Consider the following 17,608-nt stretch of genomic DNA (forward strand, 5'->3'; position numbering starts at 1 on the left):
TATCGGTCATACGTCAGGAGTCACCTTATGCTCAGTCGAGAAGAACGCGCCATCATTCGCTCCACCGTGCCCCTGCTTGAAAGCGGCGGTGAAGCGCTGATCACTCACTTCTACCGCATGATGCTGTCCGAATACCCGCAAGTGCGCCCGCTGTTCAACCAGGCCCACCAGGCCAGTGGCGATCAACCCCGTGCGCTGGCCAACGGTGTGTTGATGTATGCGCGACACATTGACCAACTCGACCAATTGGGCGACCTGGTGGCGAAAATCGTCAACAAGCACGTTGCCTTGCAGATCCTGCCGGAACATTACCCGATTGTCGGTGCGTGCCTGCTGCGGGCGATCGCCGAGGTGTTGGGTGCCGAGATCGCCACGCCCGAAGTGATCGCGGCGTGGGGCGCTGCCTACAACCAATTGGCCGATATCCTGATCGGTGCCGAAGCCGGCATGTACGACAAGAAAGCCGAGGCGCCGGGCGGCTGGCGTGGCGAGCGTGAGTTCATCCTGGCGGCCAAGGTCCAGGAAAGCTCGGAGATCACCTCGTTCTATTTCGAACCGGCGGACAAGGGCTCGATCCTGGTGGCCGAGCCGGGCCAGTACATCGGCATGAAGCTCATCCTCGATGGCGAGGAAGTGCGCCGTAACTATTCGCTGTCGGCCCTGGCGGACAATGGCCAGTACCGGATCAGCGTCAAGCGTGAGCCGGGCGGGCGGGTGTCGAATCACCTGCATCATCATTTCGAGGTTGGCAGCCGCATCCAGTTGTTCCCGCCGTCCGGGGACTTCTACCTGACCGCCAGCGACAAGCCCCTGGTGCTGATCAGCGGCGGCGTCGGCATCACCCCGACCCTGGCCATGTTGCAGGCGGCGCTGCAAACCGAGCGTCCGGTGCATTTCATTCACTGCGCACGCAACGGCCGCGCCCATGCCTTCCGCGACTGGATCGACGATCTGGCCAAGCGGCATCCGCAACTCAAGCGCTTCTACTGCTACGACGAAGACGACGGCTTGAGCCCGGCGGCGGACAAGGTGGGGCTGTTGAGCCAGGAGCAGTTGGCGCAATGGCTGCCGGAGCAGCGTGACCTGGATGCCTATTTCCTTGGGCCGAAGGGTTTCATGGGCGCCGTCAAGCGCCACCTCAAGGCCCTGGGCGTGCCGGACCGGCAGAGCCGCTACGAATTCTTCGGCCCGGCGGCGGCGCTGGAGTAAGGTCGCGGCAAACCGGAAGACCCGGTTGCCTTCATCGCGAGCAGGCTTGCTCCCACAAGGGATTGGCGGTGGACACAACTCCTGTGAACACCACAAAAAAACTGTGGGAGCGAGCTTGCTCGCGATAGCGGCGGCAGGTCCGCCCCTGTCCAACGGACCCGCATTAATCCGCAGTTAACCTTCTTGCGGTCTATTCCCCTCCAATGTCGACGTCCTCTGCTCGTTCACTGTCATGGTCAGCGTGTAGACTTCGGTACATCCGATCGCGCGCCGGGTGTCGCGAGGCTGCGCGTCGATCCATGCAGACAAAGGGAAACGCAATGAGTGAGGAAATGATGCGATTGGGCCGTGAGCGGCGCTATCTGGTGCTGCTGGGGCTGATCTGCCTAGCGCTGATCGGCGGTGCGCTGTACATGCAGGTAGCCCTCGGCGAGGCACCGTGCCCGCTGTGTATCTTGCAACGCTATGCGCTGTTGCTGATCGCGATCTTCGCCTTCATCGGCGCCGCCATGCGCACCCGTCGCAGCCTGACGATCTTCGAAGGCCTGGTGGTGCTCTGTGCCCTGGCGGGTGCCGGTGTGGCTGGGCATCACGTGTACACCCAGTTCTTCCCCGCAGTCAGTTGCGGCATCGACGTGTTGCAACCGATTGTCGATGACTTGCCGTTGGCGAAGATCTTCCCGCTGGGTTTCCAGGTCGATGGCTTTTGCTCCACCCCCTACCCACCGATCCTGGGCCTGTCTCTGGCGCAATGGGCACTGGTGGCCTTCGTGTTGACGGCGATTCTGGTGCCGTTGCTGGTGTCACGTAACCGCAAACCGCTTCGCTGAAACGCCTCAACGAAACGCCCTGGTTTCTCTCTTGGAGAACCGGGGCGTTTTGCGTTTCACGCTAGAACCGGAGCGTCCTTGATCCGAGGCAAGAATGACCTGCGGCAATGTGCGACACGTTGTCACATATCTTGCGGCGTTTAGCCTCTGCGAAGGTGATCAAGCGCTGTTTCCTGTAACAAAAAAACGTCTGCTTTCGCAACCCGCGCATGACCTGCAGCAGGCATTTTTAACAGCGTAGCGTCAGGCGCCGAAGGCCCCGAAAACTGGGCCCTTGCCAGACGAAAAAGCCCTTCTTAATCCTCTCGAGCTGTCTAAATCGGGCGTAGTAGACCTACGTTTTTTGGGGTTCTTGTTGAGAATTAATTTCGATAAGATGCTGGCCCGTTGCAATATCGGCAAGAGATTGTTGCCGGATCGGATAAAAATTATTTCGGGATGAGACATGGTCTACAGCGCCTCACCTCACTACAATCGCCCGCACCGATTTTCCGACCCGGCTCAGGCTTGAGCATGAGAGTGGTCGAAGGGCGCCAGCGCCCCATGCGACCCCAGGTGTCGGTGCCTCCAACTACCCGCACCAAATGGAATTGGGCTTGAACTAGGCCTTTTGACCAACGAATAAGAACTCACCGCTGGCCCAGGATGTGTCGAACAGCCGCTGACGTTCGATGGGCAGCCCTTATTCAATCCAAGAAAATGCCAACCCTTGGCAGGGTGAAGTGTTGGCGATCAAAACCCAACTGCATTGCGCAAGCTGCTTTAGAGGTCGTGAGATGAGTAAAAACAGGTACCCCCGATTACTAGGCTTGTTGCCGCTGCTCGGCACGTTGCTGCTGGGAGGCTGCAACATGACCTTGCTCGATCCCAAGGGCCAGGTCGGCCTGGATGAACGAAACCTGATCATCACCGCCACGCTGCTGATGTTGCTGGTCGTCGTGCCGGTCATCGTCATGACCTTCCTGTTCGCCTGGAAGTACCGCGCAACCAACACCAAGGCCACCTACACGCCAAAATGGTCGCATTCGACCAAGATCGAAGTGGCGGTGTGGACCATTCCGGTGCTGATCATCATTGCCTTGGGTTACATCACCTACAAGTCGACCCATGCCCTGGACCCGTATCGTCCGCTGGATTCCGACGTCAAGCCGATCACCATTGAAGTGGTCTCGATGGACTGGAAGTGGCTGTTCATCTATCCGGAACAGGGCATCGCCACCGTCAACAAGATCGTGTTCCCGGCCCATACGCCGATCAACTTCAAGGTCACCTCCGACACCGTGATGAACTCGTTCTTCATCCCGGGCCTGGGCGGCCAGATCTACGCGATGGCGGGCATGCAGACCAAGCTGCACCTGATCGCCAACCAGAACGCCGAACTCGACGGTATCTCCGCCAACTACAGCGGCGCGGGCTTTACCGGCATGAAGTTCAAAGCAATCGCCACGACCCAGGAAGATTTCGACGCCTGGGTCAACGATGTGAAGAAGGCACCTAAACAGCTTGAAAAAGCTGAATACGAAGCCCTTTCCAAACCGAGCCAGAACAACCCAGTCGAACTCTACTCGTCGGTTACGCCGAACCTGTTCCAGACCATCATCGACAAGTATGAAGGGATGAATCCGGGCAAGCCGATGCACCACGAGAAGAAAGAGAAGGAAGTGGCTCACAACATGGAAGGGATGGACATGAGCTCGCATTCAGCTGCCGGGGCAGAGGAGTAAACGATGTTAGGTAAATTAAGTTGGGAAGCGATCCCGTTCCACGAGCCGATTGTCATGGTGACCCTCGCCATCATCGCGCTCGGTGGTCTGGCATTGTTCGCCGGTATCACTTATTTCAAGAAGTGGACCTACCTGTGGACCGAGTGGCTGACGTCGGTCGACCACAAGAAAATCGGCGTGATGTACATCATCGTCGCCATGGTCATGCTGCTGCGCGGTTTCGCCGACGCCATCATGATGCGTACCCAACTGGCCATGGCCACCGAGGGTTCGCCTGGCTACCTGCCGCCTGAACACTATGACCAGATCTTCACCGCCCACGGTGTGATCATGATCATCTTCATGGCGATGCCGTTCTTCACCGGCCTGATGAACCTTGCGGTGCCGCTGCAGATCGGTGCCCGTGACGTGGCCTTCCCGTTCCTGAACTCCCTGAGCTTCTGGTTGCTGGTGTCCGGTGTGGTGCTGATCAACCTGTCCCTGGGCGTTGGCGAATTCGCCAAGACCGGCTGGGTGGCCTATCCACCGCTGTCGGGCTTGCAATACAGTCCGGGCGTGGGGATGGATTACTACATCTGGGCGCTACAGCTATCCGGGTTGGGGACAACGCTGACGGGGGTCAACTTCCTGGCCACCGTGGTGAAAATGCGTACCCCGGGCATGAAGCTGATGGACATGCCGATCTTCACCTGGACCTGCACCTGGGCCAACGTCCTGATCGTCGCTTCCTTCCCGATCCTGACCGCTACCCTGGCTCTGCTGACGCTTGACCGTTACATGGATTTCCACATTTTCACCAATGAACTGGGTGGAAATCCGATGATGTACGTGAACCTGTTCTGGGCCTGGGGTCACCCTGAGGTGTACATCCTGATCCTGCCGGCGTTCGGTATTTTCTCTGAAGTCATCTCGACTTTCTCCGGCAAGAAACTGTTCGGCCACCATTCGATGATCTACGCTTCCGGCGCGATCTCGGTACTGGGCTTCATGGTCTGGCTGCACCACTTCTTCACCATGGGTTCGGGTGCCAGCGTCAACGCCTTCTTCGGCCTGGCGACGATGCTGATTTCGATCCCGACGGGGGTGAAGCTGTTCAACTGGCTGTTCACCATCTATCAGGGCCGCCTGCGTTTCACCAGCCACGTGATGTGGACCCTGGGCTTCATGGTGACCTTCGCCATCGGCGGCATGACCGGCGTACTGCTGGCGATCCCGGGTGCTGACTTCGTGTTGCACAACAGCCTGTTCGTGATCGCGCACTTCCATAACGTGATCATCGGCGGCGCGGTGTTTGGCTACATCGCCGGCTTCGCCTTCTACTTCCCGAAAGCGTTCGGCTTCAAGCTGCACGAAGGCTGGGGCAAGGCTGCGTTCTGGTTCTGGATCACCGGCTTCTTCGTCGCGTTCATGCCGCTCTATGTACTGGGCTTCATGGGCATGACCCGTCGCCTGAACACCACCACCAACCCTGAGTGGGTGCCGTACCTGTACGTCGCCATGTTCGGTGCGGTGATGATCGCTGTCGGCATCGCCTGCCAGCTGATCCAGTTGTATGTGAGCGTGCGTGACCGCAACAAGCCAGAGAACATGTGCGAACACGGCGACCCGTGGAATGCCCATACCCTGGAATGGTCGACCTCTTCGCCACCGCCGTTCTACAACTTCGCCGTGCTGCCAAAAGCCGACGTCATCGACCCGTTCACCGAAGCCAAGGAAAACGGCACCGCGTACCCGGTTCCGGCCAAGTACGAGCCGATCCACATGCCCAACAACACCGCCACCGGTGTGGTCATGGGCGCTCTGTTGACCGTGTTCGGTTTCGCGATGATCTGGCACATCTGGTGGCTGGCCATCGCCAGCCTGGTCGGCACCGTGGTGTATTTCACTATCCATGCCGCCCGTGACGATCAGGGCTACATGGTGCCGGTGGATGTTATCGAGCGCATCGAAGCCGAGCAGCACAAACGTCTGGTAGCGGCCGGGAAAGTCCCAGCCACCGCCACCCGTGTTGAAACCTCGTTGGAACAGGCTTAAACCATGTCGAACTTAGTGACCACTGTTGGACACGCCCATGGTCATGACCATGGGCACGATGACCATCACCACGACTCGGGCGAGATGACCGTATTCGGTTTCTGGCTCTACCTGATGACCGACTGCATTCTGTTTGCGTCGATCTTCGCGGCCTACGCGGTGCTGGTTAACAACGTCGCCGGTGGCCCGTCGGGCCACGACATCTTCGAACTGCCGTACGTACTGGGCGAAACCGCGCTGCTGCTGTTCAGTTCGATCACCTACGGCTTCGCCATGCTGGCGTTGTTCAAAGGCAAGAAGAGCCAGGTGCTGGGCTGGTTGGGCATGACCTTCCTGTTCGGTGCCGGCTTTATCGGCATGGAGATCAACGAGTTCCATATCCTGATCGCCGAAGGCTACGGCCCTAGCCGCAGCGGCTTCCTGTCCGGGTTCTTCACCCTGGTCGGCACCCACGGTCTGCACGTGACCAGCGGCCTGATCTGGATGGCGATCATGATGTACCAGGTCCACAAAAACGGCCTGACCGCTACCAACAAGACACGCCTGAGCTGCCTGAGCCTGTTCTGGCACTTCCTGGACGTGGTGTGGATCTGCGTATTCACCGGTGTTTATCTGATGGGGACCCTGTAAATGGCTAACGCTCATTCTCATGATGGTCACGACGCCGGCCACGGCAGCGTCAAGTCCTACGCCATCGGTTTCATCCTGTCGGTGATCCTGACCGTCATCCCGTTCGGCCTAGTGATGTACCCGTCGCTGCCCAAGAGCCTGACCCTGTGGATCATCCTGATCTTCGCCGTGGTCCAGGTATTGGTGCACCTGGTGTACTTCCTGCACCTGGACCGCTCCGCCGCCCAACGTAACAATGTGGTCGCGTTTGTCTTTGCCGCGATCGTGATTGTCCTGCTGGTCGGCCTGTCGTTGTGGATCATGTTCAGCATCCACACCAACATGATGGCGCACTGAGGAAAATCCGGATGTCCCTGAAGCACTTTATCCAAATCACCAAGCCGGGGATCATTTTCGGTAACGTGCTTTCTGTGGCAGGCGGGTTTTTCCTGGCCTCGAAAGGGCATGTCGATCTGGCCATCTTCCTGGCTGCGATGATTGGCACTTCCCTGGTGGTGGCGTCCGGTTGCGTGTTCAACAACTGCATCGACCGCGACATCGACATCAAGATGGAACGCACCAAGAATCGGGCGCTGGTCCAAGGCCTGATTCCGGTGCAACTGGCCCTGGCATTCGCCACGGTGCTGGGCGTGGCCGGCGTGGCGCTGCTGTACTGGGTGGCCAATCCGTTGGCGGCGTTGTTCGCGGTGATCGGTTTTGTCATCTACGTCGGCCTCTACAGCCTGTACCTCAAGCGCAAGTCGGTCCACGGCACGCTGGTGGGCAGTCTGTCGGGGGCGATGCCGCCGGTGATTGGCTACGTGGCGGTGAGCAACAGCTTCGACATCGCGGCGCTGACGCTGCTGGTGATGTTCAGCCTGTGGCAGATGCCGCATTCCTACGCCATCGCGATCTTCCGCTTCAACGACTACCTGGCGGCCTCGATTCCGGTGCTGCCGGTCAAGCGCGGCATCCGCGTGGCCAAGAAGCACATCCTGCTCTACATCCTGGCCTTCCTGGTGGCGACCTTGATGCTGACCTTCAGCGGCTACGCCGGCATGAGCTACCTCGCCGTCGCCGCCGCCATGGGCATGTACTGGCTGTACATGGCCTGGACCGGCTATAAGGCGGTGGATGACACGGTCTGGGCACGCAAGCTGTTCGTGTTCTCGATCCTCACCATCACCGCCCTGAGCGTCATGATGTCCCTGGACTTCAAAGTGCCGAGTGAGCTGTTGCTGACGTACGCGCCTTAAGCTTCAGACGCTGCAAAAAAAGCCCCGCCTTCGAGAGAAGCGCGGGGCTTTTTGTCGAGGAGGGCATGGATTGGCTGTCATTCGTCGCAATAGATTCTGGTTTGTTGAACTATGCGCAATTTGCCTATAGTTTCTGCCATGCGTACCCTATTTTTTGAAACGACTACGTTCACCTCTACGGTTGGCAATTACCTGACTGACGATGAATATCGCCTGCTTCAGTCCTATATGCTGCAGCATCCAGAGGTCGGTGACGTCATGCCACGTACCGGTGGCTTTCGTAAGCTGCGCTGGTTCGATGAACGTCGTGGCAAAGGGAAGCGAGGTGGGTTGCGAGTCATTTACTATTGGCTCATGAACGATCGTCAGTTCTGGATGTTCGCGATTTATGACAAGGATGAGTTGGAAAACCTGACCTCCGAGCAAGAGAAGACGCTCAAGCGTGCCATAGAAGCTGAGTTGAAAGTACGAGGTACCTTATGAAAAAGCGCGATCTGTTTGCCGAGATGATGCAAGGTGTCGAGGAGATGGCCGCTCACCGCGATGGCAAGATTACCCTTCGCCAGATATCGATCGAAGACAAACCGGCTCCCGAGGTGTCGGCCCAGGAAATCGTGGCGTTGCGCGACAAGCTCCACATGTCTCAAGCCGTTTTCGCCAAGAGCATCAGGACCAGCCCAGGTACCCTTAGAAACTGGGAACAGGAAAAATCCAAGCCTAATGCTCAGGCGGCTTTGTTGATCAAACTGGTCGAGAAGTTTCCAGATATGGTTGAACGGCTTGGCGCTGTTTGAATAGCTGGTCCCCATTAAAAAGCCCCGCCTTCGAGAGAAGCGCGGGGCTTTTTAATGGGTATCACTTTGGACTTCTGTGGGAGCGGGCTCAACCTCGGCTTATTGCTGGGCGATGCTGTAGCCGTCGAAGGCTTTCTGCTGCTGCAATGCAGTGACGATGCCCTTGCGGGTGGCCGGTTGTTCGGTGCCGTCGTTGTCCAGGAAGGTTTCGCTTTCCAGCTCGGCTTCGTCGCCTTCGCCGACGAAGTTGAAGCCCAGGAATTCGAAGGCTTCGCGGTCGACGTTCGGCTTGGAGCGTGGTGTGCGCAGGGGCAGGGTGACGCTGATGCCGTCCTTGCTGATGACAAACACTTCGGCTTCCTTCTTGGCCCGCGAGGCCTTGCCTTTGCTGCCGCTCGGGTTGCTGATGGCCTGGTGGGTCTGGTTCAGCACTTTCAGGGCCAGGCCGTAGACCAGTTCCTGGAACGACGGGTCGTCCTTATAGCTGGAGAGGATGCGGCTGATCGGGAAGCGGCTGCTCAGGTCTTCCAGGGCCGCGAAGTCGGCGGCTTCGGCGTCCTTGAGTTGTTTGAGCTGGCCCATCAGTTCGTAGGCCTTGTCGTCGTCGAAGGCATCGTGGGCCTGGCGGATGGCGTTGCGCAGTTCGCGGATCTGGTCGCTTTCGCGGTTCGACTGGAACGCATCGAGGACCATTTCGCTGATGGTTTTGGCCTGGGGCAGATGCTGTGAAAGATTGATGGAGTTTTCGTATTCCGCTTTGGACGACAGGGTGACTACGGATTCAGCGGTGTTGGAATCGGACATTGAAATTTCACTACTTCTGTTAGCGGGATGAGGCGAGAAAGGCATTGAGCTTTTTTCCGGTCGCCTAATCTATTGGACCCGAGCGGTGTTGTCACGGTCGGACCGGTAGCAACTGACCATTTGTTGCCGGTGGCGGGTTTCAGTCTCGCATCAGGTCCATCAGTCGCAACGCATCGGCGGTCGCGGCGCCGCTGGCGGTGTTGTCGAAAATGCACCAGGTCGGTGTGTCGGAGTCGGCTTTCAATGCTTGGGCGAGACGCTCCAGCCAGGCGTCTTCGTAGGCCGAGTAGTAAATCCGTGGCGAACCGTGCAGCCGGTAGTAGCGAATGCCAGGCCAGCCAGCGGGTTGATCGCCGCCGGGTAATGGCGACGGGTCGGCGGCGACACGGCCGATGCATTCGTCTTGCAGGATCGCGGCAGCCTGGGGGGCGAGCCAGCTCGGGTGTCGCGGCTCAAGCACCGCATACCCCTGGTAACGGTCCCGCAAGGCCTTGAAGAACGCTCCGGCCACGGCCGCCTCGAAGGCCAGCGACGGTGGCAACTGAATCAACAGGCAGCCAAGTTTTCCCCCCAGTTGCGAACATTGCCCGAGGAATTCATCCACAAGCCCTTCGCAATCGATCAGCCGCCGTTCATGGGTGATCTGCTTGGGCACCTTGACCGAAAAGCGAAAGTCCCCGGCAACACTGTCGGCCCACTTTGCATACGTGGCGGGTCGGTGCGGGCGGTAGAACGAGCTGTTGATCTCCACGGCGGGGAATCGGCTGCTGTAGCGCTGCAAATGCGTTCCTTCCGCCGCGAAGGCCGGCCAATGCTCCCGGGGCAGCGACCAGCCGGCGCAGCCCAGGTAAAGACGTGATGAGGGGGGGAGAGGTCGAGTCGGCAAGGGCGAAGGCCTGATGGCGGCGGATACAGCCTATGACCGCAGCCAGCGCCTCATGTCTGCATTGTTTTTTGTCGTTGGCGGGGCACCGTTCATTCACAAATCACATTCTTGCCCGCCATCTTGGAGCGATACAGCGCCTGGTCCGCACGGTGCAACAACGTCGCGTGCTGTTCATCGTCGTACCGCTGCACCACGCCAAAACTCATGGTGATCTGAAAGTCGCCCACCGGCAGCAGGTCGGACAGGCCTCGGCGAATGTTCTCCGCCCAGCAGGCAGGCGTCGGCCAGGGTGGTGTTGGGCAAGATCATGATGAATTCGTCACCGCCCCAGCGCACCAGCAAATCACCGTCGCGCTCGCAGTGCTGGACGCTCTGCACCACTTGCACCAGCGCTGCGTCCCCGAAGGCGTGGCCGTAGCGATCGTTGATGTCCTTGAAGTCGTCGACGTCCATGGCGATCAGCGACAGCGGTTCGCGGAAACGCTGTGCGCGCTCACAGGCCAGCGGCAGCGCCTGGTCCAGGCGATAGCGGTTGGCGACTCGCGTCAGGGCATCGGTTTCGGCAAGCCTGCGGTTTTCGTCGAGCTGGATCTGCAACTGATGGTTGACCCGGGACAGTTCGCGGGTGCGTTCTTCGATGATGGCTTCCAGGGATTTGTTGCGCCGTTCCAGTTGTTCGAACAGGCGCTTCTTGTCGTCGATACTGCGATGGGCGCCGATCATGCGTGCCACCGTGCCGTCCGGGTTGCGGGCGATCACGTAGCCGCGATCCTCGATCCAGATGTAGGACCCGTCGCGCGCGCGGCAACGGTATTCGGCCTGGTAGCGGTGGGATCGTTGTTCCAGGTAGTTGTCGAACAACGCCATGACCCGTGGGTAATCCTCCGGGTGGATCACGCTTTCCCAAGTCAGCACGGTGTTGTCCAGTGAATGGGGCAGGTAGCCAAGCATCGTGTACCAGCCGGGGTTGCGGTAGACGAAGCCGGTGTTGGCATTCCAATCCCAGATGCCATCGCTGACCAGTTCCAGGATGGTGTGCAGCACGCCTTCGTCCAGATCGGACAGGTCGAACCGCAGCATGTCGATGTTCGAGGCATCTCCCATCGTCGTTTCCTCAATCAGCCTTGATATCAAAATGCTCGTCCAAGGAGAAAGAGTAGCTGATGGGGCGGGGCGTCACTAGCGGGGGATGTTCAGGCGGGATTTGCTTTTGTGGCGAGGGGATTTATCCCCGTTGGGTCGCATAGCGGCCCCCAAAGTCATCAAACCCGACTCACCTGCTATGTGAACCGACAGCCTTGGGGTTGCTGCGCAACCCAGCGGGGATGAATCCCCTCGCCACAACATCACCCGGCTGGGGGGTGGGGTTTGCCCCATTTCTCCAGCGCAAACTCGACAAAACTGCGCAGTTTCGGCAAACGGTAGCGATCCTGCGCATACATCAGGCTCATCGGCCGATGGGGCAATTGGTAGTCCTGCAGCAACGCCACCAGGTGTCCATGCTTCAGGTCCTGGGCGACCAGGGCATCGGGCAGCATCACCACGCCCATCCCGGCCAGGGCTGCGCGATGCAGACCCGAGGAACTGTTGATCAGCATCGGTCCGTTCACCGGCACTTTGATCTCGCCGTCCGGCCCGTTGATGGGCCAGTGATCCTGGGCGAAGCGCCATTCGTCTGCTGCCGAATAGGCGAACGACAGGCAATCGTGTTGCTGCAGATCCGCAGGTTGTTCCGGCGTGCCGCGCCGGGCCAGGTAAGCGGGGGAAGCGCAGATGGTCAGGGTGTAGTCCAGCAATGGGCGGGCAATCAGTTTCGGGTCGGGATGGCCGAGGCGGATGGCGACGTCGAATCCATGGTCGAGCAGGTCCAGGCGCTGGTTGGTCAGCACCACGTCGAGCTTGACCTGGGCGAAGCGCTGGCTGAATTCGGCCAGGGCCGGCGCGAGGCGTTCGGTGCCGAAGGTCAGCGGTGCGGTGATGCGCAGGGTGCCGGTGGGCTCGCCTTGGGTCTGTTCGGCCAGGCGCTCGGAGTCGGCCACCAGCCCCAGTACTTCCAGGCAGCGCTGGTAGTAGGTCGAGCCGAATTCCGTCAGGCGCTGGCGCCGTGTCGTACGGTTGATCAGGCGCACGCCGAGGCGTTGCTCCAGGGCACGAAGATGATTGCCCACCATGGTGGTGGACATTTCGCACGCCTGGGATGCCGCGGTCAGGCTTCCGGTTTCGACCACCTTCACGTAAACGGTCATTGCCTGGAACAGGTCCATTATCAAGCTCGGCTTTTAAATGATTGAAGTAAAGCAGTGTTTATCCAGTCTTGGTGGCTAACCATACTGGAAAAAACCAACCAATGGAGCCTGATGCCATGACTGCTGCCTGCCTGATGACCACTTACCAACCCCTGGCGCTGAATTTCACCCATGGCTTGGGGACGCGCCTGTGGGACCAGGACGGCCGCGAATATCTCGATGCGGTGGCGGGCGTGGCGGTGACCAATGTCGGCCATTCCCACCCGCGGCTGGTGGCCGCCATCAGCGAGCAGGCCGGCCTGCTGTTGCATACTTCCAACCTGTACAGCATCGATTGGCAGCAACGCCTGGCGCAAAAGCTCACCCGGCTGTCGGGGCTGGAGCGGGCGTTTTTCAACAACTCAGGCGCCGAGGCCAACGAAACCGCGCTGAAACTGGCGCGCCTATACGGCTGGCACAAGGGCATCGAGCAGCCGTTGGTGGTGGTCATGGACAATGCGTTCCATGGGCGCACCTTGGGCACCATGTCCGCCAGCGACGGCCCGTCCGTGCGGCTGGGCTACAACCGTTTGCCGGGGGATTTCATCAAGGTGCCGTTCGGCGATCTCGCGGCGCTGGAGCAGATTCAACAGGCTCACGCCGAACGCATCGTCGCGGTGCTGGTGGAGCCGATCCAGGGCGAAAGCGGTGTGCAACTCGCCCCACCGGGTTATCTCAAGGCCTTGCGGCAGCTGTGCAGCCGGCGCGCCTGGCTGTTGATGCTCGACGAGATCCAGACCGGCATCGGTCGCACCGGCCAGTGGTTCGCGTTCCAGCACGAGGGCATCGTGCCGGACGTCATGACCCTCGCCAAAGGCCTGGGCAACGGTGTGCCCATCGGTGCCTGCCTGGCACGGGGCAAGGCTGCCGAGCTGTTTACCCCTGGCAGCCATGGCAGTACGTTTGGCGGCAATCCGCTGGCCTGTCGGGTCGGTTGCACGGTGCTGGACATCATCGAGGAACAAGCGCTGGTGGATAACGCCAGGCACCAGGGCGAACAGTTGCTGAGCCGGCTGCGGACGGAGTTGGCGGACAACCCGAATGTGTTGGCGATTCGCGGCCAGGGCTTGATGATCGGCATTGAGCTCAAGCAACCGGTCCGCGACCTGACCCTTCGCGCCGCCCAGGACCACGGCCTGCTGATCAATGTCACCCGGGGGCAGACCATCCGCCTGCTGCCGCCGCTGACGCTCGATGGGCGGGAAGTGGAGATGATTGTCAGGGGCGTGAGCCGCTGTCTGGCGCAGGGCTGAGGGGCGTTCGCCCGGCGGACGGTTTTTATCGGTGAGCCGGGCGAAGCGCAACGCAGCGGGACGGAATTTTTAACGATTGGCGCGTTCCAACGCCTGCCAGAGTCGATTGCCTACGCCCTGGCACTTCAGACTGAAAACCAGGAGCATTCCATGTTCACCTCGCGTCGCTTGATCGTTGTCGCTACTGCTGTGGCCTTGTTGTCCGGCTGTGCGTCGCCTAACCCCTATGACAACCAGGGCCAGGCCTCTACCGAATCGTCGGGAATGAGCAAAACCGCCAAGTACGGCGGCCTTGGTGCGCTGGCGGGAGCTTTGGCCGGTGCGGCCATCGGTCACGATAACCGTGGCAAGGGCGCGTTGATCGGCGCGGCGGTGGTGGGGGCTTCCGCGGCCGGCTACGGCTACTACGCCGACCAGCAGGAAAAGAAACTGCGCGCCAGCATGGCCAATACCGGTGTTGAAGTGCAGCGCCAGGGTGACCAGATCAAGCTGATCATGCCGGGCAACATCACCTTCGCCACTGACTCGGCGAACATCGCGTCCAGCTTCTACCAGCCGCTGAACAACCTGGCCAACTCCCTCAAGGAGTTCAACCAGAACCAGATCGAGATCGTCGGTTACACCGACAGCACCGGCAGCCGCCAGCACAACATGGACCTGTCCCAGCGCCGTGCCCAGAGCGTGGCGACCTACCTGACGTCCCAGGGCGTGAGCGGTGCCAACCTGTCGGCCCGTGGCGCCGGCCCGGACAACCCGGTGGCGAGCAACGCCGACGTCAATGGTCGTGCGCAGAACCGTCGGGTCGAGGTCAACCTCAAGGCCATTCCGGGCCAGAATTACCAGCAGGCACCGCAGCAGCAGGGCCAGACTTATCAGCAATACCCGTAAACCGCTGGGTGGTAAATGAAAGGGGCCCTCTGGAAACAGGGGGCCCTTTTTTTGCCGCTAGTGTTTAGACCTTTGTGGTGAGCCGCATCGCCAGCGCCTGGGCAATCGCCATCCGTCATCGCGAGCAAGCTCGCTCCCACAGGGAGTTTGTGGCGGACGCAGCATTTGCGCATGCCCCGATCACACCTGTGGGAGCGAGCTTGCTCGCGATAGCGGTCCGCCTGAACCGATGATGTTGGATATGCCACCGTCATCGCGAGCAAGCTCGCTCCCACAGAGGGGTTTTCTTAAGTCAATAAAAAGCCCGCCCGATCAGGTAATCGGGCGGGCTTTTGGGTGTCGCTCGGTATTACTTCTTCAAACCGTAATGCTCATCGAGCATGCCGGGTGAATTCGGGGCCTTGGGGGCGTAGTCCCGCGGCGGTTCCTGAATCCCTTTGGGTGGGGTCAGGCGTTCCCGTGGAGTCTGTGCCGCATCGGCTTGCAGGGCGGCCAGCAGGCGCTGGCGAGTCTGCTCGTCCAGGGCCAGGCGATTGGCACCCTCGGACAAATGATCCTGGACATCCTGGTAGCTCTGGGTGAGTTTTTTCACCAGAGAAGCGGTGCTGTTGAAGTGAGTGACCACTTCATTCTGATAACTGTCGAAACGTTCCTGAATGTCGTCCAGCTGACGTTGCGTGCTGTTGGGCACCGCGTTGGGCAGCAGTCGGGCAAGCAGGAATCCAATGGCGACACCGGCAACCAGGGCAAGAGTCGGCAACAACCAAACTAAGAGCGAGTGTTCCACGAGTCCTTCCTCTATAAACGGCTTTGCTTTACGTTAACGGCTCGGACCTGCGCTGTATACCGCGAAGAACATCGCAATCATGCCAGGCACAGACTTTAGCTAGACGAGTCGACCCAATTCGGGGTCACGGAGTTCTTTCCCTTGCTTATGCGCGAAACCCCTGTCGTCATCGATGGCCCCGTGGGCCAACTGGAAGCCTTGTACCTGGACAGTGAGGCCCCCCGTGGCCTGGCGCTGATCTGCCACCCGAACCCGGTGCAAGGCGGGACCATGCTCAACAAAGTAGTCTCGACCCTGCAACGCACTGCCCGTGATGCTGGCCTGGTTACGTTGCGTTTCAATTATCGTGGCGTGGGCGCCAGTGCAGGCAGTCATGACATGGGCACCGGCGAGGTGGACGATGCCCAGGCGGTCGCCCAATGGCTGCGTGAAAAATACCCGCAACTGCCCCTGACCCTGTTCGGTTTTTCCTTCGGCGGCTTTGTCGCCGCCAGCCTGGGCGGGCGCCTGGAAGCCCAGGGGCAACCGGTCAAGCACCTGTTCATGGTGGCCCCGGCGGTGATGCGCCTGGACGAGCAATCGCCCTTGCCGACCGGTGGCGAGTTGACCGTGATCCAGCCGGAAACCGACGAAGTGGTCGATCCGCAGCTGGTTTACGCATGGTCCGATACGCTTCAGCGCCCCCATGAGCTGCTGAAAGTGGCAGAATGCGGACACTTTTTTCATGGCAAGCTGACCGATCTCAAGGATCTGATCCTGCCGCGCCTCTCGAATTGACAGCAGTCTGACAAGCGATAACCCATGACGACGCGTACCCGTATCCTGACCGGCATCACCACCACCGGCACCCCGCACCTGGGCAACTATGCCGGCGCCATCCGTCCGGCGATCCTCGCCAGCCGCGACAGCAACGCCGATTCGTTCTACTTCCTGGCCGACTATCACGCCCTGATCAAGTGCGATGACCCGCTGCGTATCCAGCGGTCGCGTCTGGAGATTGCCGCCACTTGGCTGGCCGGCGGCCTGGACGTGGAGCGTGTGACGTTCTATCGCCAGTCCGATATTCCCGAGATCCCGGAACTGACCTGGCTGCTGACCTGCGTCGCCGCCAAGGGCCTGCTCAACCGCGCCCACGCCTACAAGGCCTCGGTGGACAAGAACGTCGAAGTCGGTGAAGACCCGGACGCCGGCGTCACCATGGGCCTCTACAGCTACCCGATCCTCATGGCCGCCGACATCCTGATGTTCAACGCCCACAAGGTGCCGGTCGGCCGCGACCAGATCCAGCACGTGGAGATGGCCCGCGACATCGGCCAGCGTTTCAATCATCTGTTTGGCCAGGGCAAAGAGTTCTTCACCATGCCCGAGGCGCTGATCGAAGAAAGCGTGGCCACGCTGCCAGGCCTCGATGGCCGCAAGATGTCCAAGAGCTACGACAACACCATCCCGTTGTTCACCAGCGCCAAGGACATGAAAGACGCGATCTCGCGGATCGTCACCGACTCCCGCGCCCCGGGCGAAGCCAAGGATCCGGACAATTCGCACCTGTTCACCCTGTTCCAGGCCTTCGCCACTGCCGAACAGTCCGCCGAGTTCCGCAGCGAGCTGCTGCAAGGCCTGGGTTGGGGCGAAGCCAAGAACCGTCTGTTCCAGTTGCTCGACAGCGAGCTGGGTGAAGCGCGCGAGCGTTATCACCAATTCATCGAGCGTCCATCGGACCTTGAAGACATCCTGCAACTGGGCGCGAGCAAGGCCCGGGCCGTGGCAACGCCGTTCCTCTACGAATTGCGCGAGGCTGTTGGCCTGCGTTCGTTTGTCAGCCAGGTCCAGGTGGCCACCCAGACCAAAAAGAAAGCGGCCAAGGCGGCACGTTTCGTCAGCTTTCGCGAGGAGGACGGCAGCTTCCGTTTCCGCCTGCTTTCTGCCGATGGCGAGCAACTGTTGCTGTCGAACAATTTTGCCGACGGCAAGACCGCCGGGCAGGTGACCAAGCAATTGCAGTCCGGCCAGCCCTTGGACGTGCGCAGCGACGACCTGAGCTTCAGCGTCTGGCTCGAAGGCGAGTGCGTGGCGAACAGCCCGGCCTTCGCCGACAGCGCCGCCCGGGATGCGGCCATCGATGCGCTACGCGTCGCCCTGACGCCTGCCCAGGACTGACTCCGGCGCGTCACCCGACCATCGGCCCGAATAAGGGCCGATTGCCATTCCTCTGGGCCATCGCTACAGTGACGGCCCGTTTTTGTTGCCTT

The 17,608-nt window shown here is 60.2% G+C and carries 17 protein-coding genes and 1 pseudogene; 13 read left to right on the forward strand and 5 right to left on the reverse strand.

Features of this window, described 5'->3' with window-relative positions; all coding sequences use genetic code 11:
• Positions 1-27 precede the first annotated feature (27 nt).
• The 9 genes from hmpA to PSH84_RS01505 all read left to right on the forward strand — a co-directional run bounded on the left by hmpA (position 28) and on the right by PSH84_RS01505 (position 8,456).
• Entirely contained in the window at positions 28-1,209 is a 1,182-nt protein-coding gene (gene hmpA, locus PSH84_RS01465; RefSeq protein ID WP_122567038.1) for an NO-inducible flavohemoprotein, read from the forward strand.
• A gap of 320 nt (positions 1,210-1,529) precedes the next feature.
• Positions 1,530-2,039 carry a disulfide bond formation protein B gene (locus tag PSH84_RS01470; protein ID WP_122567036.1) on the forward strand — a complete coding sequence of 170 codons (510 nt, stop codon included), beginning with the start codon at positions 1,530-1,532 and terminating at the stop codon, positions 2,037-2,039.
• A 776-nt stretch (positions 2,040-2,815) separates the two neighbouring features.
• Complete coding sequence (cyoA, locus tag PSH84_RS01475; RefSeq protein ID WP_122567035.1) at positions 2,816-3,763, forward strand: ubiquinol oxidase subunit II; 948 nt, start codon at positions 2,816-2,818, stop codon at positions 3,761-3,763.
• 3 nt (positions 3,764-3,766) lie between these two features.
• Positions 3,767-5,797, forward strand: a complete 2,031-nt coding sequence (gene cyoB / locus PSH84_RS01480) for a cytochrome o ubiquinol oxidase subunit I (RefSeq protein ID WP_122567034.1) — start codon at positions 3,767-3,769, stop codon at positions 5,795-5,797.
• A gap of 3 nt (positions 5,798-5,800) precedes the next feature.
• On the forward strand, positions 5,801-6,427 hold the full coding sequence (locus tag PSH84_RS01485) for a cytochrome o ubiquinol oxidase subunit III (RefSeq protein ID WP_305482191.1): 627 nt from the start codon (positions 5,801-5,803) through the stop codon (positions 6,425-6,427).
• Positions 6,428-6,763 carry a cytochrome o ubiquinol oxidase subunit IV gene (gene cyoD / locus PSH84_RS01490; protein WP_014340102.1) on the forward strand — a complete coding sequence of 112 codons (336 nt, stop codon included), beginning with the start codon at positions 6,428-6,430 and terminating at the stop codon, positions 6,761-6,763.
• Between the two features lie 11 nt (positions 6,764-6,774).
• Positions 6,775-7,662, forward strand: a complete 888-nt coding sequence (gene cyoE / locus PSH84_RS01495) for a heme o synthase (RefSeq protein WP_305468380.1) — start codon at positions 6,775-6,777, stop codon at positions 7,660-7,662.
• 138 nt (positions 7,663-7,800) lie between these two features.
• Positions 7,801-8,145, forward strand: coding sequence for a toxin (locus PSH84_RS01500; protein ID WP_122567031.1), 345 nt, complete (start codon positions 7,801-7,803; stop codon positions 8,143-8,145).
• Positions 8,142-8,456 carry a helix-turn-helix domain-containing protein gene (locus PSH84_RS01505; RefSeq protein WP_305468379.1) on the forward strand — a complete coding sequence of 105 codons (315 nt, stop codon included), beginning with the start codon at positions 8,142-8,144 and terminating at the stop codon, positions 8,454-8,456. The genes PSH84_RS01500 and PSH84_RS01505 overlap by 4 nt, the downstream gene beginning before the upstream one ends.
• Before the next feature lie 99 nt (positions 8,457-8,555).
• On the opposite strand, the gene PSH84_RS01510 is transcribed toward PSH84_RS01505, so the two are convergent.
• The 4 genes and pseudogenes from PSH84_RS01510 to PSH84_RS01525 all read right to left on the reverse strand — a co-directional run bounded on the left by PSH84_RS01510 (position 8,556) and on the right by PSH84_RS01525 (position 12,410).
• Entirely contained in the window at positions 8,556-9,260 is a 705-nt protein-coding gene (locus PSH84_RS01510; RefSeq protein ID WP_046063592.1) for a hypothetical protein, read from the reverse strand.
• 139 nt (positions 9,261-9,399) lie between these two features.
• The gene (locus tag PSH84_RS01515; RefSeq protein WP_305468376.1) at positions 9,400-10,146 is read right to left on the reverse strand and encodes a DUF72 domain-containing protein; all 747 of its coding nucleotides are present in this window, start codon (positions 10,144-10,146) and stop codon (positions 9,400-9,402) included.
• A gap of 89 nt (positions 10,147-10,235) precedes the next feature.
• Positions 10,236-11,250, reverse strand: a pseudogene (locus tag PSH84_RS01520) (sensor domain-containing diguanylate cyclase).
• 242 nt (positions 11,251-11,492) lie between these two features.
• The gene (locus PSH84_RS01525; protein WP_122567027.1) at positions 11,493-12,410 is read right to left on the reverse strand and encodes a LysR family transcriptional regulator; all 918 of its coding nucleotides are present in this window, start codon (positions 12,408-12,410) and stop codon (positions 11,493-11,495) included.
• A gap of 98 nt (positions 12,411-12,508) precedes the next feature.
• Here PSH84_RS01525 and PSH84_RS01530 point away from each other — a divergent pair, with 98 nt between their 5' ends.
• The gene (locus PSH84_RS01530; protein WP_305468374.1) at positions 12,509-13,684 is read left to right on the forward strand and encodes an aspartate aminotransferase family protein; all 1,176 of its coding nucleotides are present in this window, start codon (positions 12,509-12,511) and stop codon (positions 13,682-13,684) included.
• 150 nt (positions 13,685-13,834) lie between these two features.
• Complete coding sequence (locus tag PSH84_RS01535) at positions 13,835-14,572, forward strand: YiaD family glycine zipper/OmpA-like lipoprotein (RefSeq protein ID WP_109754827.1); 738 nt, start codon at positions 13,835-13,837, stop codon at positions 14,570-14,572.
• Between the two features lie 349 nt (positions 14,573-14,921).
• On the opposite strand, the gene PSH84_RS01540 is transcribed toward PSH84_RS01535, so the two are convergent.
• Complete coding sequence (locus PSH84_RS01540; RefSeq protein WP_003205372.1) at positions 14,922-15,359, reverse strand: Z-ring associated ZapG family protein; 438 nt, start codon at positions 15,357-15,359, stop codon at positions 14,922-14,924.
• A gap of 147 nt (positions 15,360-15,506) precedes the next feature.
• Between PSH84_RS01540 and PSH84_RS01545 the strand changes: the two genes are divergently transcribed.
• Together PSH84_RS01545 and PSH84_RS01550 are read left to right on the forward strand one after the other, a co-directional pair.
• Positions 15,507-16,136 carry an alpha/beta hydrolase gene (locus tag PSH84_RS01545; RefSeq protein ID WP_122567024.1) on the forward strand — a complete coding sequence of 210 codons (630 nt, stop codon included), beginning with the start codon at positions 15,507-15,509 and terminating at the stop codon, positions 16,134-16,136.
• A gap of 24 nt (positions 16,137-16,160) precedes the next feature.
• Complete coding sequence (locus PSH84_RS01550; protein WP_305482195.1) at positions 16,161-17,516, forward strand: tryptophan--tRNA ligase; 1,356 nt, start codon at positions 16,161-16,163, stop codon at positions 17,514-17,516.
• Positions 17,517-17,608: the final 92 nt, after the last annotated feature.

This window comes from Pseudomonas beijingensis (assembly GCF_030687295.1).
Classification (GTDB): Bacteria; Pseudomonadota; Gammaproteobacteria; order Pseudomonadales; family Pseudomonadaceae; genus Aquipseudomonas; species Aquipseudomonas beijingensis.

Coding starts and splice junctions, on each gene's coding strand:
- PSH84_RS01535 (WP_109754827.1), top strand. CDS start 13,835: ATGTTCACCTCGCGTCGCTTGATCGTTGTCGCTACTGCTGTGGCCTTG.
- cyoB (WP_122567034.1), top strand. CDS start 3,767: ATGTTAGGTAAATTAAGTTGGGAAGCGATCCCGTTCCACGAGCCGATT.
- PSH84_RS01530 (WP_305468374.1), top strand. CDS start 12,509: ATGACTGCTGCCTGCCTGATGACCACTTACCAACCCCTGGCGCTGAAT.
- PSH84_RS01485 (WP_305482191.1), top strand. CDS start 5,801: ATGTCGAACTTAGTGACCACTGTTGGACACGCCCATGGTCATGACCAT.
- PSH84_RS01500 (WP_122567031.1), top strand. CDS start 7,801: ATGCGTACCCTATTTTTTGAAACGACTACGTTCACCTCTACGGTTGGC.
- PSH84_RS01525 (WP_122567027.1), bottom strand. CDS start 12,410: ATGGACCTGTTCCAGGCAATGACCGTTTACGTGAAGGTGGTCGAAACC.
- cyoE (WP_305468380.1), top strand. CDS start 6,775: ATGTCCCTGAAGCACTTTATCCAAATCACCAAGCCGGGGATCATTTTC.
- PSH84_RS01545 (WP_122567024.1), top strand. CDS start 15,507: ATGCGCGAAACCCCTGTCGTCATCGATGGCCCCGTGGGCCAACTGGAA.
- PSH84_RS01470 (WP_122567036.1), top strand. CDS start 1,530: ATGAGTGAGGAAATGATGCGATTGGGCCGTGAGCGGCGCTATCTGGTG.
- hmpA (WP_122567038.1), top strand. CDS start 28: ATGCTCAGTCGAGAAGAACGCGCCATCATTCGCTCCACCGTGCCCCTG.
- PSH84_RS01505 (WP_305468379.1), top strand. CDS start 8,142: ATGAAAAAGCGCGATCTGTTTGCCGAGATGATGCAAGGTGTCGAGGAG.
- cyoA (WP_122567035.1), top strand. CDS start 2,816: ATGAGTAAAAACAGGTACCCCCGATTACTAGGCTTGTTGCCGCTGCTC.
- PSH84_RS01510 (WP_046063592.1), bottom strand. CDS start 9,260: ATGTCCGATTCCAACACCGCTGAATCCGTAGTCACCCTGTCGTCCAAA.
- cyoD (WP_014340102.1), top strand. CDS start 6,428: ATGGCTAACGCTCATTCTCATGATGGTCACGACGCCGGCCACGGCAGC.
- PSH84_RS01550 (WP_305482195.1), top strand. CDS start 16,161: ATGACGACGCGTACCCGTATCCTGACCGGCATCACCACCACCGGCACC.